This window comes from Chloroflexota bacterium (assembly GCA_016197225.1).
Classification (GTDB): domain Bacteria; phylum Chloroflexota; class Anaerolineae; order Anaerolineales; family VGOW01; genus VGOW01.
This window is the reverse complement of the sequence record JACPWC010000016.1, coordinates 64,897-78,489: the sequence shown is the minus strand read 5'-3', so window position 1 is coordinate 78,489 and position 13,593 is coordinate 64,897. Positions and strand designations below refer to the sequence as shown.

General features: G+C 59.1%; 15 protein-coding genes. 9 read left to right on the top strand and 6 right to left on the bottom strand.

Annotation, left to right across the window (positions count from 1 at the left end; genetic code table 11):
- The first annotated feature begins 6 nt into the window (after window positions 1–6).
- From HYZ49_03490 to HYZ49_03480, 3 genes are read left to right on the top strand one after another with little or no spacing between them, the layout of a single operon-like run.
- On the top strand, window positions 7–1,428 hold the full coding sequence (locus HYZ49_03490) for an O-antigen ligase family protein (protein MBI3241337.1): 1,422 nt from the start codon (window positions 7–9) through the stop codon (window positions 1,426–1,428).
- A 44-nt stretch (window positions 1,429–1,472) separates the two neighbouring features.
- Complete coding sequence (locus HYZ49_03485; protein MBI3241336.1) at window positions 1,473–1,805, top strand: STAS domain-containing protein; 333 nt, start codon at window positions 1,473–1,475, stop codon at window positions 1,803–1,805.
- Window positions 1,806–1,829: 24 nt separating this feature from the next.
- Window positions 1,830–2,255, top strand: a complete 426-nt coding sequence (locus tag HYZ49_03480; protein MBI3241335.1) for an ATP-binding protein — start codon at window positions 1,830–1,832, stop codon at window positions 2,253–2,255.
- A gap of 66 nt (window positions 2,256–2,321) precedes the next feature.
- Here HYZ49_03480 and HYZ49_03475 read toward each other — a convergent pair whose 3' ends face one another.
- Window positions 2,322–3,773, bottom strand: coding sequence for a serine hydrolase (locus HYZ49_03475; GenBank protein ID MBI3241334.1), 1,452 nt, complete (start codon window positions 3,771–3,773; stop codon window positions 2,322–2,324).
- 85 nt (window positions 3,774–3,858) lie between these two features.
- On the opposite strand from HYZ49_03475, the gene HYZ49_03470 reads away from it, so the two are divergent.
- From HYZ49_03470 to HYZ49_03450, 5 genes are all read left to right on the top strand, one after another.
- Window positions 3,859–4,191, top strand: coding sequence for an SCP2 sterol-binding domain-containing protein (locus HYZ49_03470; GenBank protein MBI3241333.1), 333 nt, complete (start codon window positions 3,859–3,861; stop codon window positions 4,189–4,191).
- Window positions 4,188–4,493, top strand: a complete 306-nt coding sequence (locus tag HYZ49_03465) for a hypothetical protein (protein ID MBI3241332.1) — start codon at window positions 4,188–4,190, stop codon at window positions 4,491–4,493. Before HYZ49_03470 ends, HYZ49_03465 begins: the two co-directional genes overlap by 4 nt.
- A 149-nt stretch (window positions 4,494–4,642) precedes the next feature.
- Window positions 4,643–5,041 (top strand): hypothetical protein, encoded by a 399-nt coding sequence (locus HYZ49_03460; GenBank protein ID MBI3241331.1) that lies wholly within the window; start codon window positions 4,643–4,645, stop codon window positions 5,039–5,041.
- 12 nt (window positions 5,042–5,053) lie between these two features.
- The gene (locus HYZ49_03455) at window positions 5,054–5,404 is read left to right on the top strand and encodes a DUF433 domain-containing protein (GenBank protein MBI3241330.1); all 351 of its coding nucleotides are present in this window, start codon (window positions 5,054–5,056) and stop codon (window positions 5,402–5,404) included.
- A 7-nt stretch (window positions 5,405–5,411) separates the two neighbouring features.
- Window positions 5,412–5,804 carry a DUF5615 family PIN-like protein gene (locus HYZ49_03450; protein ID MBI3241329.1) on the top strand — a complete coding sequence of 131 codons (393 nt, stop codon included), beginning with the start codon at window positions 5,412–5,414 and terminating at the stop codon, window positions 5,802–5,804.
- A gap of 18 nt (window positions 5,805–5,822) precedes the next feature.
- Here HYZ49_03450 and HYZ49_03445 read toward each other — a convergent pair whose 3' ends face one another.
- Window positions 5,823–7,175, bottom strand: a complete 1,353-nt coding sequence (locus HYZ49_03445) for a nicotinate phosphoribosyltransferase (GenBank protein ID MBI3241328.1) — start codon at window positions 7,173–7,175, stop codon at window positions 5,823–5,825.
- Between the two features lie 60 nt (window positions 7,176–7,235).
- Entirely contained in the window at window positions 7,236–8,276 is a 1,041-nt protein-coding gene (locus tag HYZ49_03440; GenBank protein MBI3241327.1) for an isochorismatase, read from the bottom strand.
- Window positions 8,277–8,380: 104 nt separating this feature from the next.
- On the opposite strand from HYZ49_03440, the gene HYZ49_03435 reads away from it, so the two are divergent.
- Complete coding sequence (locus HYZ49_03435) at window positions 8,381–8,980, top strand: hypothetical protein (protein MBI3241326.1); 600 nt, start codon at window positions 8,381–8,383, stop codon at window positions 8,978–8,980.
- Here HYZ49_03435 and HYZ49_03430 read toward each other — a convergent pair whose 3' ends face one another.
- Genes HYZ49_03430 through HYZ49_03420 form a run of 3 tightly spaced genes read right to left on the bottom strand, consistent with a single transcriptional unit; the run spans window position 8,981 to window position 13,466 of the window.
- Window positions 8,981–9,946 carry a LysM peptidoglycan-binding domain-containing protein gene (locus tag HYZ49_03430; protein ID MBI3241325.1) on the bottom strand — a complete coding sequence of 322 codons (966 nt, stop codon included), beginning with the start codon at window positions 9,944–9,946 and terminating at the stop codon, window positions 8,981–8,983. It lies immediately after the preceding gene.
- Between the two features lie 43 nt (window positions 9,947–9,989).
- Window positions 9,990–10,781, bottom strand: coding sequence for a LysM peptidoglycan-binding domain-containing protein (locus tag HYZ49_03425; GenBank protein ID MBI3241324.1), 792 nt, complete (start codon window positions 10,779–10,781; stop codon window positions 9,990–9,992).
- A gap of 6 nt (window positions 10,782–10,787) precedes the next feature.
- The gene (locus HYZ49_03420) at window positions 10,788–13,466 is read right to left on the bottom strand and encodes a hypothetical protein (GenBank protein MBI3241323.1); all 2,679 of its coding nucleotides are present in this window, start codon (window positions 13,464–13,466) and stop codon (window positions 10,788–10,790) included.
- Between the last annotated feature and the right edge of the window lie 127 nt (window positions 13,467–13,593).

Here is a 13,593-nt window from a genome sequence, read left to right as displayed (position 1 = left end):
CTCGTTATGCTTCGCCGCCTACCTCTTATCAACCCGGTTTTTGTTGGCGTGCTTGCCGCTGTCGGCGCTGTTGGCATTGGGGCGCTGGTCGGCTTTGCCGGGCCGCTGTTGGCTGTCATTGCGCTGGTTGCGATTGCCGCCGCGCTGTGGGCGCTGACCGATCTCGAAGTTGGCATCTGGGGCATCGTGGCGGTGATCGCCTTGTTGCCATTCGCCACCTTGCCAGTGAAGATCGTCTTCACGCCCACCTTTCTGGACTTGGCGATGGGCGGCGTGTTCTTTGTCTACCTGATGCAATGGATGTCAGGCCGCCGCTTTCGCCTGACGACTACGCCCGCCCATGCGCCCATTGTCGCCTTCATTGTCATGGCCGTGTTTGCTTTTGTGGCCGGGTTGAGCAACGGCCCGCTCACCGCCAACCTCATCCGCCACTTCGCCGAATTTATCCTCAGCATTCTGTTCGCGTTCCTGATTGTTGATTACGTGGACAGCCGCGAGAAGCTTGGCCGGTTGGCCGGCGTGGTTTTATTGTGCGGCGCGGCAGCGGCGGCGCTTGGCATTTTCCTGTACGCCATCCCCGAAACGCTGGCCGAGCGTTTGCTCTCAGCCTTGCGCGTCGTCGGCTACCCCTCGGGCGGCGTTCTGCAATACATCGAAAGCAACCCTGAGCTTGGGCAACGGGCAATTGGCACCTCGGTGAACCCGAATGCGTTTGGCGGATTGCTGGCGATTGTAGGCGCGCTGGCCGCCCCGCAGTTGACGGCCAAACAACCGGTGTTTGGCCGCCGGTGGTTGTGGGTTGCGTCGTTCTTTGTCATCGTTATCTGCCTCATTCTCACTTTCTCGCGCACGGCCATGGCCGGGCTGGTGGTTGCCATGCTGGGCCTGGCGCTGGCTCGTTATCGCCGACTACTTGGAATACTTTTGCTTGGAGCGGCGGTCATCATCGTCTTGCCGGTCACTCAGGATTACGTCTTGCGCTTCGTGGAGGGCGCGCAGGGCGCAGACCTGGCGACGCAAATGCGGTTTGGCGAATACAAAGATGCGCTGATCCTTCTCTCGCGCTACCCGCTGATTGGTGTGGGCTTTGCCGGCGCGCCCGACATTGACATTTACCTCGGCGTCTCGAACGCTTACCTGGCGATTGCGCAAGAGATGGGCTTCGTGGGCCTGGCGATTTTCCTGGTTGCCCTGGCAGTGGTGTTTGCCTGGGCCTTCGATCATCGCAAACAGGCTTATGCCGACCCGGCTTTGGAGCCGTTGTTTTTAGGCCTGCACTCGGCCATCGTGGCCGCGCTCGTCGTCGGCATTGGCGACCACTACTTCGTCAATCTCGATTTTCAACCCGCGCAGACGATCTTTTGGATGATGGCCGGACTGGCGCTGGCGGCCACCCGCTTGAGCAAAGATGTACAGTCCGTTGTATAATCGCGAAAATTAATTGTTTTGGAAGTATCGGAGGAGATCACAACATGGATATTTCAACTCAGGAAGTCAAGCGTGTTTCGGTGATGACGGTGAAGGGCCGGGTGGACAGCGCCACCGCGCCCGACCTGGAAAACGCGCTCAAACAATTGGTAGACACTGAGAAGACTCAGATCGTGCTCGACCTGAAGGATGTGGAATACATGTCCAGCGCCGGTTTGCGGGCCATGGTGTCTACCCTCAAAGCCGTCAAGCGCATCAATGGCGATTTGCGCCTGTGCTCACCCTCACCGCGCGTAGCCGAAGTTTTGCGGCTGGCAGGCCTGACTTCGATCTTCAACATCTACCCCTCGCAGACTGACGCCGTCGGCAGTTTCTAGCCGGGCGCTTCAGTTTCACACTTTATGAGCGAGAGTCGGCTCATCGTTCCGGCTCGCTACGACCGCATCAAGCAACTCTGCACGTTTGTGGTTGAGGCGGCTGAACTGGCCGGGCTGGATGAATCGGCGGTCTTCCACTGCCAGATCGCGGTGGACGAGGCCTGCACGAATATCATCGAGCATGGTTACGAAGGGGAAGACAAGGGGCAAATTGAGGTCGTCTGCCGGGCAGGGGCCGGCGTGCTCTCGATAGAACTCCGGGATCAGGCCAAGCCGTTTGACGTGTCTCAGGTGCCCGAGCCACAACTCAACGTTTCCATCGAAGAGACGGCGGTGGGCGGGTTGGGCGTGTATTTTATGAAGAAGATGATGGATGAGGTGAACTTCGTCTACAAGGACGGCACCAACTCATTATTGATGGTCAAGCGCCGATCTCAGACGGAACCGTAACCGCCACCCTCACCCAAACAGCGAGGCAGGATTGAAGTATCCTGCCTTTTTTGTTTAAACGCCCTTTTACTGGTTGCTGGCGACTTGCTGATCGAAGTAGTTGTACACCGCCCGCGAAATGTCGGCGATGATCTGGCGGCCATAATCCCAGTCGAGATAGTCGGGCGTCCAGATGTATTCGACCAGCACGTAATCGCCGTTTTCCGAGAAGACGATGGAGGCGTCGCCGTAAGCGTTATCGCTCAGGCCTTCTTTGTGCGCCACCCGCACGCCTTCGGGGACGCCGCCTTCGATGAGAACCCCGGTTTCGTTTTGAGCCAGGTAGCTCAAAATGGTCTGGCACTCGCTCTGGGTGATTTTGCCGGGGAAGACGACGGCGAACGCGCCGCCGTTGGCGCTGGCGCACTGGTAGAGCATGTGGAGCAGGGAGGCGATATCGTCGGCGGTGGCCTGGATGTAAGGGTCGGGGTTGGTGTTAAAGTCGGCGCGCTGGTTGGCCGGAGACTTGATCGGAGAGACTTCGTCTTTTTGATCAAAGGCTTTGGCCATGAAGGTGTTTTGCAGGCCGAGCAGGCGCAGGTTGATGGTGAGCGTTTGCGCGCCGCGCAGGGCGCTGTTGTTGCCCAAATCCGTAAGCAACAGGTTGGCATGAAAGTTGCTGGAACGCCAGAGGGCTTCGGTGACTTGTTCGATGGTTTCAGGGCCAGGCTCGGTGTCCCACTTCCAGTACGTTTGGATGACGATGGGGATTTTCATGACGCTCATGCCGGTGAAGGCTACGTCGGCGTTGAGTTTCATCTCTTCGCCGGTCTTGAGGTCAATAACGACGATGCTGGCGACGCCGTTGAAATTGCGATTCTTCAAGTAATCGCCGACGATCTGGTTGAGGGCGTCGATCTGGGGGCGGGCGGCTCCGCCTTCGGAGACGGTGAGGGCGGCGCGGCGGTTGGTGGACTGGCGCAGGGCAAAATCCACCACGGCCATTGAAGAGTCAATGTCGAGCGAATAGCCAGGCTGGCCGGGGCCAAAGGTGAGGGTCACCGAGTCGGCTGAACCGGCGGAGGCGGGCGAGTCGTAGCGTTTGGCAACATCGGCCAGAAAGTCATGCAGTTGCGCGTCCGAGTATTCCGTTACCAGGTTGACTTCCACCAGCCGGCCCGGTTGCCGCCAGAGGTAGTTCCAGAACCCGTCCCAGAAGCTGGAGTCGGTGCGATAGGTGTCGGCCCGGGCCAGCATGACTTCGGTGTCGAGGCGGAAGCTGATCTGCGCCGGGTCGAGGGTGAAGACGGCGTCGCGATAATGAAGCTCGACGGGGGCCGAGTAGACCCGCGACAGTTCAGCCCCGGCTTCCTGCCGGGTGAGGCCGCCCACTGGCACGCCGGCCACCACCATGCCCGCCGGCAGGCGCTCGCGCACGCCGCTGTAGGCCACAATTTGCATGATGAGCAGGCCGATGGAAACGACGATGCCAACGATGGCGATCCATTCCAGGCCGGAGGTGTCACTGCGTCTTCGCATGGCAAAAAGTATAGCACAAAGGAATTGGGCCAAAACTCGCTATGATATACTCTAAACAACTTTTTATTTTTGAAGGAGAAGAGGTATGCCTAGAGTGTCTTCTGTGGCGGAGGTGTTTGCGGCTATGCCGCAGGTGTTCGTGCCGGAGAATGCGGCCGGCGTGAATGCAGTGTTGCAATTTGATATTTCGGGTGAGGGCGGCGGGCAGTGGAATGTGACCGTGGCTGACAAGCAGGTGAAGGTGGCCGAAGGGGCCGCCGCCAGCCCGACGATGGTGCTGGCGATCGCCGCCGGCGATTATCTGGCGATGATCAACGGCGAGTCCAATCCTATGAACTTGTTTATGCAGGGCAAGATCAAGCTGACCGGCGACATGCAGATGGCGCTGAAGATGCAGAGCATGTTCAAGATGGCATGAACGATCACGACCGGCAGAGGCGCGAGGTGCGGCGCAACCAGATGGTCGGACTGTTGGGCGGCCTGATCACCGGGGCCATCATCGGCAATTCGTGGCCGGGTGTGCGCGAGGCAGTGGGCGGCGCGGGCGGGGTGATGCTGTGGGGCGCGGCGATTGGGGCCTCGCTTGGCTCACTGCCCCAGTTTGAGAAGGCAGGCAAAGTGATCACTCGAAGCGAGAACCGCGCTTTCAATCTGATGGTGGGGCTGAGTATTCCAACGCTGGTGATCGGGGTGCTGGCGGTGGTGTTTGTGAGGCGATAAAATATATAAACCTACGCACTTGTAGCGATGAGTACTCGATCTGATGATCTGATATTCTCATTTGGTGTTTAGAAAGATGCGCTTATAATTAGATGGAAGTCGCGTCTGAACCCACGCTCCACGTAACGGACTTGGGTAGGAGGAATCCTTTGGATATTGAAATTTTCACATTGTGTGATGCAGCGGCAGACTATCAAGGCCGATTGAATATTCTAGGAGTCTTTGATACTATTTTCGCATCTCAGATGCCAGCCATGCATCCCTTTTGTTCGGCGGCGTTACGGATGCGTTTTCAAATGATTGAGCGTGGTCAGCATAGTCTCACTTTGCATATTGTCGACGATGATGGCAACTTGGTGGTCCCCGCTATCGAGGGTGCTTTCAGCGTAGAGATACCTGGCAATTCACAAATTGCTTCGGCCAATCTAATTCTGAATTTGGGTCAATTACGGTTCAAGAACTACGGCGAATATGCAATCAACTTGGCTATTGACAGTAGGCAGGAGGCAACGTTGCCGTTTTGGGTTAGAGAACCTCCTAAAGGTTGAGGAGTAAGAATCATGCTACAGACCAGAACAGATATAACCACAAACGGTTTATTGACACTTGATTTTCCCACCCTTGAAAAAGACGAAACTGTGCGGCGTTCGGGGATATTTTCTACCGATCCGAGGACAGTCGCGCTTTCATCTGCTGTGCTTCAGCACGAGCGAATTACGGTTAATCCGAACATACTTAGCGGTGAACCACACGTTCGAGGGACACGCTTACCCATCGCAGTGATTCTGGATGGGTTAGCCGAAGGGTTAACGCCCGATGAGTTGATTAAGCATTATCCGCGTTTGACATTAGAGGACATTCGGGCGGCATTGGAATACGCTGCGGCAATGGCGCTCTGGTCAGAGGAATGAACGAAAGGTGAAGTTAAAACTGGATGAGGGATTGTCGTATCGGCTCAAACCAACATTGCAGGAGTTGGGCCACGATGTAGATACAGTAGTTGACGAGGGGTTGAAATCAGAGGATGATGCTGTTTTAGCCGATATTGCGCGTCAGAACGAGCGTATGTTGTTTACTTTAGATAAAGGCTTGGGTGATGTGCGGCAATATGCGCCGGGAGAGCACCCAGGCATCGTTGTTTTTCGGCTTAGTTCCACCGGGCCAGGGATGGTGAGTCGTTTTGTTGAGGATTTTGTTCGCAATCAAAAGTTGGATGAGCTGCCCGGTTGCCTGGTGATTGTAGAGCCAGGCAAGGTGCGCATTCGGCGAAAGGAAGATGATGGTGAAAAGAGAACCACTTCGGCTGATTGAGCCGAAGTGGAGTTTTTTTTATAGCACCCTCTCCAAATCCGGATTATCACAAGCTCGCCGCCCCACTTTCGCTAAATCGTGCCACTGGCCGTTGACTTTCGCCCGCACCACGTCGGCGGTGAAGTCGGAGACGGTGGGGCCGTGGTTGTCGAAGAGCGACGAGCCGACGGCATAAATATCCACTGGCACGGCCAGTTTTTCAAAGCGCCCAATCTTCTCCGGGTTGAATCCCCCTGAGACCACAATTTGCACATTGCGGCAGTAATCGCGGGCGCGTTCTTGCCACGCCGACGGCAGGCGCCAACGCTCCCAGGCCGAGTTGAGGGCCTGGCGGACGATGAAGACCAAACGCGGGTTCACGCCAAGATCGAGGGCCGGGTCGCCCAGCGGCGGCACGCTCACGTCGCGCACACTGCCGCTTGTATCCAATCGAACACCGTACAGCAAATACTTCTTCGCTTCGGTCTCGTCGCCGGCATCCATCAAGTCGCGGTAGCGGGCAAACATGGCGTCAATTACGGCCAGCGAGTCGCCGACCGAGTCGTTGTTGAAGTCCACCAGGGCGATGCGGGGAATGTTGGAAGGGCGAGTAGCAGAGAAGGCCAGCATGGCCTCGGCGGTGTCGCCGAAGAAACAGGCGATGGCGGCATGGGCCACCGTTCCGCCGCCGGCGCCGCCCCACCAGTCTCCTTGCGCGTCCGTCGAAACGAATCGCGTCACCGTCTCCTGATAATCGTGATTGAAACGTTGGACGCCAATGTTGTAAGCGTAGCCGTCGGCGGCCTGAACTTCGTGCAAGTCAAAGCGGGCCGGGAAGAAGAGCACCGGCTTGCCGCGCGCGGCGACGAGGGTGTTGTAGACGTTGGTGGCTACGCGGCTGGCGCGGGTGAGGATTCCCAGAGTAGGCGTTTCGAGCAGGGCGAAGTCGCGGTAGCGCCCGCGCGCGCGGATGACGGGCCGGATGTTGAGCGGGTCGCCGTTGTAGACGACGGTTGCCCCGTCGTGAACGGCCTCGACGATCAACTTGTCCCACGTCTCCGCAAAATGCCCTCCCTCATCAAAATAGCCGGCGCAACCGCGCAACATGGCTACAGCTTTATCCACGCCGACGACGATGGTAGTTCCGGGGCGGCGGGTGAACCACTGCATCTCGACTTCGATATTGCCGGTCTCGATGGCCCGCAGTTGTTCGACGGTGTAGCCGTCGAAACGAGGGGAGCGGCCACTGTAGTGATAGCCTTGCTCGGCAAGAGACGTGAGCATGGCGCCGATGTTCTCGAAGTATTTGTCCGAGTACCAGCCGCGCCGCATGCGTTCGAGATCGAGTTTGAAGGTGTCGTTGGTGAGACGGTGTTTGTCGAAGATGGTCATGTTTTTTGACAACGGATAGAACGAATAAAACGGATTGAAATCAAATCCGATAAATTCGTTTCATCCGTTGTCCTTGATTCCGGGCCAGCTTGTGATCGGGTCGGTGGAGCGGACGAGGCGCATGCCGGCCTCGGCGAATTTTTGGAAGGCGGCGTCGGCCTGGTCGGTGTAGTCAACAATGCCCGGCACGACGACGGATGAGGCGCAATCTTCGAGCAGATAAACTTTGCTCGCCAGGCTTTCGTCTTTGGCAACGATGCCGTTCAGCAAATCCTGAATCGTCGAGGCCACGCAGTGACTCTTGGCCTGCCCGGCAATGATGATGGCGTCGAAGTCGAGCAGGGCGTCAATGAAGGAGTAATTCTTCTCGGCGATCAGGTCGCCGCCCGGCCCGGTCATCACTTCCGGGCCAAGCGCCGAGTAGTTTTCGGTAAGCGGGTTGTTGCCCTTGATTTGGAAGTTGGGCGGGGTGAGGCGGGCGATGCTGTGGAAAAAGACGGCTTCCTCAAACGCCGAAACCAGCGCGTGGCCGATGCCGCCCAGCATGGCGTGGTAGGGCCAGATGGTGAGATCATATTTGCCGCTTCGTTTGAGGGCGGCGGTGTAGTGTAGCAAGTGCTGTTGGCCGTAGCCCTCTTTGAGGCGCAAGGTTCGCTCAAGCACCGGGTTTAATTTCCATAAACCTTTTTCGATGTCGTCGGCAGAAATGAGCGTGAGCGGAGCGGGGTGCTCGCCCTTATCGTTGACGAGAAAGGCGGCGTGAAAGATTTGCAGGGCCTGGTGGGTGTCCATCGTCGGACAAATTTGGGTGAGGGTTCCCAGGTTGTGGTAGATGAACTCGCACAGCCGGCGGTTGTCGTCAATCGCGCCCGTGCCGGAGCGGCCAGCCACATACAACTCGAAGTCAGGCAGGCAAAAGGTGTTCTGCACGTCCACGCCGACGAGGCAGATGCGGACCTGGTCGTCTGCCGCCGGTTGAATGTTGTGCTGTCTTGCCCAGCCCTCAGCTTCGGCGGCGCGGCTTTGGTAGGGCACTTTCCAGACCTGGCCGACTTTAGCCGGGTCGAAATGAGGTGGGAGGGGGAGTTTGGAGTGTGGCATGGCGGAATATTCCTTGACGATCACTTTATCCTGTCACTTGCAGGCCGTCAAGATGGATACATTGGATAATCCGGGCTACAATGCGGCTGAGAGGAGAAAAGTTGATGTCCGATGAAACGGAACCGTTGAGGATTAATGGCCGGTTGGTGGAGCGCCAACTTTTGGAAGCGCGACCTACCCAACGTTGCCGGATTGCCGAGTGCCAATCGTGGTGTTGCACCGGTGGGGTGTGGGTTGACCTTTGGGAGAAAGAGAAGATTCTGGCGAACGCGGAAATGATCAAGCCTCACTTGCCGCTCGACCGTCGTGATGAGGCGCTGTGGTTTGATGGCGAGCAGGATAGCCACTTGGATTTTCCGTCGGGGCGGGGCGAGGGGACAAGCGTTGTATCCGACCCCACCCACCGGGCCGGTGAGACCTGCATTTTCCTGCGCCCCGAAGATCGGTATTGCGCTTTGCAATCGGCCAGCCTGGCCAACGGCCAGCATCCGTGGTCGCTCAAGCCGTTCTATTGCGCCCTTCACCCGCTCACGCTTGAAAACAATGTTGTCCAACTCGACGACGCGAACGAGATTTATATTGAGGGCGGTCATTGCCAGCGCGAGGCGGCTAATTCTGCGCCGCTTTGGCTGACGTTTGAAAGCGAGTTGCGGCTGGCTCTGGGCGACGAGGGCTATGAGGTGTTGAAGCGCGAGGCGGGCTAATCACGACGGTGAAGGTAACGGCGTCGGCGTCTCGGTGTCGGTCGGCGTTGGCGGGATGGGCGTGTCGGTGTCGGTGGGCGGAACCGGAGTGTCGGTCGTCGCTTCCAGGGTGGGCGTTTCGGTCGGGGTTTCGGTCGGCGTCTCTGGTGTGAGTGTGGGTGAGGCGATGATCTCGGTGCCAGTGGCCGTAAGTGTAGCGGTCGGGGTGAGTGTGATGGTAGGCGCGACAACAGTGGTGGGCTGGGCGGTGGGCGCGTTGGATGTGGCTGTGTTAGTGGCGACAGGCACGCCAGGAACGGGCGTGTTGGTTGCAACCGGAGTGAAGGTGGCGACCGGCCCGACGGTGAATGTGGGCGGCGGGGGCGCAGTGTCGGCGACAACCGCCCCCGGCGGCACATACAGTCTCTGCCCGGCGCTGATGTTGGTGGAGGTGAGGCAGTTGGCTTGAAGCAACTCATTCAGGCTCACACCGTAGCGCAAACTGATTCGGAACAGATTATCGCCTCCTTGCACAGTGTAGAAAATCCAGCCGAACGGCGGGCCGCAGGGGATCGCCGTCGGCTGTTGAACCGAGGAGACGGCGGCAGGCAAAAAGAGCACCTGCCCGGCAAATACCGAATCACTCGTCAGGCAGTTGGCCAGGCTGACCACCTGGGCGCTGATGCCGATGCGGCTGGCTATTGTCAGTAAAGTCTCGTTCGGGCCAACAATCACTGGCGACCAACCCGGCAGCGGTGCGCAGGGCGTGGGCGAGAAGGCCGGGCCGAGCGTGCTCGTAGGCAGAGGCAAAACCGGCGATGGCACCGACAGAGTCTCGGTGGGAAGCAAAGTGGCCTGAGCAATGGCTGGAGGCGCGAAGAATGAGTTGTCTGACTCGATAAAAGCCAGGCCAATGCCGCCAATGACGGTAGCAGTAGTGATGACGGCGAAAATCACCCCGCCAATAACTTCGCGAAAGATGCGCATAAAGAAACTGCCTGATCCTATGGTTGCAAGGGTTGTACCTGGATCATGGGCAGGTGATAGGCGAAAAGTAGTACGATTTTACAGCAATTTGTCCATCTGCGGAATCAACGCGCGCCGTGTGAATCAGCGTGCCGTCACACTCAGCCGGAATTCGCATCGGGCTTCCGGCCTGAATGATGCCCTCATCTGAAATGGCGTAAGGCGGCAGGCCGCCCGAAAACTCCACCCGGATGATGGCGATTGCGCCGTTCGTCCGCGACTCGTCGCGCTCCACATTTTCGAGCACGACATTGGTGATCGCCAACTTTTCCGGGATCGGCGTTTCAGTTGGCGTGAGGGTGGCCGTCTCGGTTGGTGTTGGTGTGGGCGTGCTGGTGGGAAGCGTTGGCACAAAGAGCCGTTGGCCGGCCTGGAGATCGGTCTTGCTCAGGCAGTTGGCTTCTTGCAATTCGCGAGTCGTTAATCTGTAACGCAAGCCAAGCTGGAACAAGGTGTCGCCACGTTGCACAGTGTAAGCCACCCAGTTTCGAGGCGGGAGGCATGGCGTGGCGGTTGCCGACAGTGTTTGAGTCGGAGTTGGTTCGACGGGCAGAGTCTCGGTGACGGTGGAGGTGAAGGTTGGAGAGAGAGTCGGGGTTGGAGTGGGAGACGGCTCCACCGGGGAAGCCGCCACTGTTGCCTCAGCCGTGTCTTGCGGGCTTGCTTCCGCGATCAGGGTCGGCGTTACACTCCTGCCGCCCGTCTCACTCATCGCCAAAAAAATTCCGCCCACGACCGTCAGGGTGGTAATAGCGGCCAGCAATAGTCCGCCCAGAGCTTCGCGAAACGCGCGCATCGGAGCCTAATGATGGCCGTTGGTGTTGGTGGGCAGAAGCACGCTAAACACACTGCCCTGGCCGAGTTCACTTTCCACCCAAATGCGGCCGCCCTGAGCTTCGGTGAGGGCTTTGGCCACGCTCAGCCCCACGCCGGTGTCGCCCAGCCCGTCAATCAGAGGCCGGTCGGCGCGGTAGGCGCGGGCGAACACGCGACTCTGGTCGGCCGGGCGAATGCCGCCGCCTGTGTCGCGCACCGAGATCACCAGATATTCATCGGATTGGGACTCGGCGGTGACGACGACTTCGGAACTGGGCGCGGAAGCGGCGCAGGCGTTGGCCAGCAGGCGCGACATGATTTGATGAATGGCGTCCTGATCGGCTTCCACCAGCGGCAGGTCGTCGGCAATGTCCATGCGCAGGCTCAGGCCCTTCTCGCGGAACTGCGCGCCCACACTGGTGAAGGCGTCTTCGATGATCTCGGTCACTTGCACCGCCTGCTGGTGAAGCGTGAGCGTGCCCGAGTCAATGGCGGTGATGCGCAACAGATCGTCGAGGATGGTCGTCATGCGCTCGGTGCTGGCTTTGACCCGCTCTAAAAAGTTGCGTTGAAGCGCGCCCAGAATGCCCACCGACTCGCCCAGTAACAAATCGGTGTAACCGACAATGGACGACATGGGCTGACGCAAATCCTGAATGAGCGACACTATCACCGCCGGCTGCGGCGGTGTTGCCTCGCCGGCGGCGGGCCGCACCAGCGCCGATTCCAACGCCGCCAGTTTTTCCTGCAATTGCCCGATCTCGTCCTGGGCCATTTCAAGTTGGCGGGTGAGGGCCTGCACGTCTTCCGACTCTTCTTGCGCCTGGGCCGGGCCAGGGCGCGTTTCCTGAGCCGCCGCCAGCCGGGCGCGTAACCCTTCAAGTTCCAATCGTGTCTCGGCGAGCTGGCGGGTGAGGGCGGCTAGTTCGGCAGTGGTATCCTTAGCCGGCCTGGCGGCGCGGGCTTCGGCCAATTCCTGCCGGAGCTTCGCTTTCTCGGCCTCCGCCTCGGTCAGTTGCCGGCTGATGGCAATCAGTTCGTCGGTGCGGTCAACGACGACGGGCTGGCTCTCCACATACTCAGCCAACTGCTCGCGCAGATTTTTCACTTCAAACTGGGCATTCACCAACTGCTGGTTGAGGTTGGCCAGGTCTTCGAGGGCGCGGCGGTAATTGGCTTGTAGGGTAGACAGTTCAGCCAGTTCGCCTTCAGTGAGCGCTTCTTTTTCGGCGGCGGCCCCGGCCTTGATGATGGCCGACAGACTCTCAACCTGCTGGCGACTGCGCCGGGCCTGCTCGCGTGCGCCCTCCAACTCAAAGGCCACCTCTTCAACTTTTTCTTGCCCTGTGCGAGTCTCGGCCTGAGCGGCCTCCACCCGGCGGAGGGCATCGGCTAACTGCCTCTGCAAGTCGCCGATCTTTTCAATGCTCTTGCCCCGGTTGATCACCGTCGCCACAATCGGCGTTGCCAGAGACACCAGCAAATCCTGATCTTCGTTCGACCATTCTTTTTGGGTGTGAGCCGAGAAGATCATCACCGCGCCGTAACTGCGTTCGGCGTCAGCCAACGGCATGAGCAGAGCTGGGCCGGATTTTTGCAGGCCAAGCGCCAGCGCAATCTGGTCAAGCTCGGCCTGGCGAGCCGGCGGGCGCAGACGCAAGGGCCGCCCCCGGCTGATGGCCGACACCAACGACATGGCTTTGGCGGCCGGCATGTTAAAGCCGGGCAATTGCATTTCACGGATCAGATCGAATGCGCCGGCGCAGGCCAGCGAGCCGTCGGGCGCGGGCGGGTTAAAGAGCAGGGTGACATCGGCCAGCAGGGTGCGGCCAACGGCCTGGGTGATGCGGTTGACGATGTCACTGCGATCTTCGTCTATGGCGCTGATGGCGGCCAGGGCGCTGGCCGCCTGCGGGGTGAGCGACACCGCAGGTTTGGCCGCTACTGCGGTGGCGGCTTCCCCTTGCTCCGAAGTTGCTGGCAGCGCCACGCTGATCGAATGCCGGTAGTAGATCACCGCCAACAAAGGCAGGGCTGAGAGTTCGGCGATGCGTTCGGGGGCCGGGTAGTTGTCAGTTGGAATGGGGTTAAGCAGGTGATAAACACTACCGGCCAAAAGTGTGAGGAAGAGGCCAAGCGCCGTGCCCCAGTCTGCGGGGCGCAACAAGAGCAAGCCCAGGATCGTGAGCAGAACGACGCCCACTTTGGCCGATTCCCAGATGATGTCGTAAGGATTATAAGCCGCGCCCCTTGCGCCAATTTCGTACCACTGAACTCCGGCGGCGATGTAGCCGATTAGCACAGCAATGAGCGCGACGCCCAGGCCCAGGTCGGCCCAGCGGTTGCCTTCGCGGAATACCAGCGCCCAGCCGAGCAGCAGCAGAGTTGCCAGCGAGACGGCCCGGTCGAGCGGCGCCAGCAGGGCGGGGGCCGAGAATAGGCCGCTGAAGCCGAGAGTCGCTAGAGCGAAAAGAATGATTCTCAGAAAGCCGCTGAGGCCGGCGGCAGTTGCCAACCGGGCGGCATTTGAGGCCGGCCCGGCCCGGCGCTGGTGGCTGACGGCAATGAAGAAGGCAAATTCCAACGCAAACAGAGTCAGCACATGATAGATTGTGCTCCCTTCACGGGTGGCGATGACGGTGAATGCCTGCGTCAGAAATGACATTTGCTTTGGATTATAGCATGATGATTTTTAGAAGGATACTACCTTAAATACAGCCGCCGCCGGCTACTGCGGCGGCTTTTACGACATTTCGGAGACTCGCGGTTAACGATACGTGACGCTCACAGCC